This window comes from Synechococcus sp. Cruz CV12-2-Slac-r, assembly GCF_024346075.1.
In the GTDB taxonomy this organism is placed as follows: Bacteria; Cyanobacteriota; Cyanobacteriia; order PCC-6307; family Cyanobiaceae; genus Synechococcus_D.
In genome coordinates this window covers 1-2,528 of record NZ_JAGQEK010000202.1, presented here as the reverse complement: position 1 = coordinate 2,528, position 2,528 = coordinate 1, and the positions used below count along the sequence as shown (strand labels likewise).

Here is a 2,528-nt window from a genome sequence, read left to right as displayed (position 1 = left end):
TCCCCAGAGGCCAATACTGAAGCTCACAATGCCTGCATCACCTCGCACAAAAGTGATAAAAAGCGCAGCGCAAAGGGCTGGCCACAGGCGCCCTTGCCTTAAGGCCCAGATCAGGGCAAAGCCCAGCAATGGCACTGGGCAAAGGTCGTGGAAATTTTCCAGCAGCGGGCCAAGCACCGTGATCGAGCAGTAGTAGGCAATCAGCAACCTCAAAGCGATTGGGCTAGCCAAGCCTTCAGAGCGAGCCAGCTGAAACAACATCAAGCCACCAGCTGTTAACAGAGCCACCTGCACCAGGGGCAAGGCATAGATCCCAAGCATTGGAATCAAAGGAATCCAAAGTTGGCTTAAGAGGTTCAAATGCTGGCTGGCGTGCAGGTAACCCAATTGAGGCAATTCACCCCCTAATTTCACAGCCGCTGATAATTCCGCCGATAGGGTGCTTTCAAACCAGCGACCCTGGCTGCCACTCCAGAGCTCCTGCAAAAACAGGCCTTGGTCGTAGCTGGCGCTGAATCCTTCCAGCCGCCACAGCTGTAAGGCGATGCCAAAAACAAAAAAAACCGTGGCCACCCTTAACGGCTGCGGGAGGAGCATGGGAACACCGCAGAGCATGAATATGCGTTTAATTCTCCCTGGCCCCCGTTGGCCCTGGTTTCCATTGCTAATGGGGGCAGCCCTAAGGCTTGTGAATATCAATGCCCCAATCATTGGCGTACATAGCTGGCGGCAGGCCGATACCGCTGCCCTAGCTCGAAATTTCCAGCTAAATCAACTGCCGATCTGGCTGCCTCAAGTGGATTGGGGTGGGGTAAGCAGTGGCTACGCCGAAACTGATTTCCCCCTTTATTCCTATGGGGTGGGCCTGCTTTATCAATTTTTTGGGCTACATGAATGGCTGGCACGGGGGCTGAGCTTGCTCTGCAGCATTGGCGCCATTTATCTAGTGCAACGGCTTGGCAGCAATCTTTTTGGCCAGGCGGCGGGCTGGTGGGGTGGGCTGTTTTTCGCGGTGCTGCCCCTTTCTGTTTTTTATGGCCGCAGCGTGCAGCCAGAGGCATTGCTAATGCTTAGCAGTGCCCTTGCCCTCGAAAGGGGGCTGGCCTACAGGCAACAGGGCGGCAAGTTCAACTTGGTCTTAATGGGGCTTGGCTTAGTAATTGCCAGTTTGGTAAAAGTTCTACCCCTGTTTTGGCTTGGCATACCGCTGTTATGGCTGGGCTGGCGGCGCTGGCCGCTATGGCTTGCAGGGGTAATCGCCTTGCTTGCAACGGTGGCTTGGTATGCCCATGCCCACCAGCTATTTCTAGAAACAGGCCTGAGCTTTGGTTTTTGGGGCAGCAAAGCCTCTCGCTACAGCTGGGCTGATTTGTTGAACTGGCGTTATTGGGGCGATATCTTGCTGCGTTTTAGCTTGCGCGGTTTAGCAGTGCTGGGGTTACCACTATTAGTTTTTGGCCTGTGGTTACCAAAACAAAACGAAGCAGAAGGAATGCTGCCCCTGGGCCTTGGGGTGGTGTTAATTGCAGGAGCTTTAGCGCCTAGTTCTAGTTATATCCACGAGTATTACCAATTGCCACTGTTGCTATTTGCTTGCCCGCTGCTTGGTAAGGCTTGGCAAAAACTTCAACTAAAATCAACAAAAATTGGAAAGCGCTGGTTAGCCGTTGCCTTAGGGCTGGTGTTAATTATTAGTTTTACGGTATTGCAACTGGATTATTGGGGCAAAGAAGAACCGAACAAGAGTGATATTTGGGCTCAGGCTCAGGAAATTAAAACGACTACTCCAAAAAACAAACCGCTAATAAGTGTTACGGCAGGTGATCCCACCTTGCTTTATTTAAGCGATCGCAAAGGTTGGCTAGTTACACCTGAAGCAGTAAACAATGAATTACTAAGCGCCCTAAGGAAAGAAGGTGCAAGCGCTGTAGTTGGCTCGTGGAATAAAATCGAAAATTACTCAGAATTCAAAGAAGGGCCGGTTAAACAAAAACTAGCAAAATTACTTGGAATAAATAAGAATCAACCAAATGGTAACTATATAATTATCTTTAAATGATTACTAAATGATGGTCAAATGATGGAACGATGCCCCCGCAGAGCGGGGGCTCTCGTCGGGTTCGCTATGGCGCGAAACCGTTTGATCAGGAAACAAACGCCTTTATCAGGCGGCTTTCTCCGCGATCAGCAAACCCTGCATGTTGGAACTGTGGGGCACGAACACCTCCTCCTGGTTGGATGATGCTGACCGGTAAAGCATTCGGCATTTCGATCCAAGGATCAAAGCACCACTTCACTGTCAGCAGAACTCAGCAATTTTAACCAATAAAAAGGCGCCTCGAGGGCGCCAATGTTGATGAAATTAGAAGGGCTTAGAGCGCGTTTCCACGTGGCAGAACCTCTTCTGGGAAGATGAAATTTTCATGGGGCTGGTCGGCTGGTGCCATCCAGGCTCTTAAACCTTCATTCAAAAGAATATTCTTTGTGTAGAAGGTTTCAAATTCAGGGTCTTCAGCGGCCCTGATCTC

At 50.5% G+C, this 2,528-nt stretch carries 2 protein-coding genes and 1 pseudogene; 1 reads left to right on the top strand and 2 read right to left on the bottom strand.

Translation table 11 applies throughout. The features are described 5' to 3' along the window. On the bottom strand, nt 1-573 hold a 573-nt coding region (locus KB557_RS10630; protein ID WP_255134030.1), incomplete at its 3' end, for a DUF2079 domain-containing protein. 46 nt (nt 574-619) lie between these two features. Between KB557_RS10630 and KB557_RS10625 the strand changes: the two genes are divergently transcribed. After that, a complete protein-coding gene (locus KB557_RS10625; protein ID WP_255134028.1) occupies nt 620-2,059 on the top strand; it encodes a glycosyltransferase family 39 protein in 1,440 nt (479 codons plus the stop codon). 313 nt (nt 2,060-2,372) lie between these two features. Here KB557_RS10625 and KB557_RS10620 read toward each other — a convergent pair. Further along, nucleotides 2,373-2,528, bottom strand: a pseudogene (locus KB557_RS10620) (photosystem II D2 protein (photosystem q(a) protein)); the annotation flags it as partial.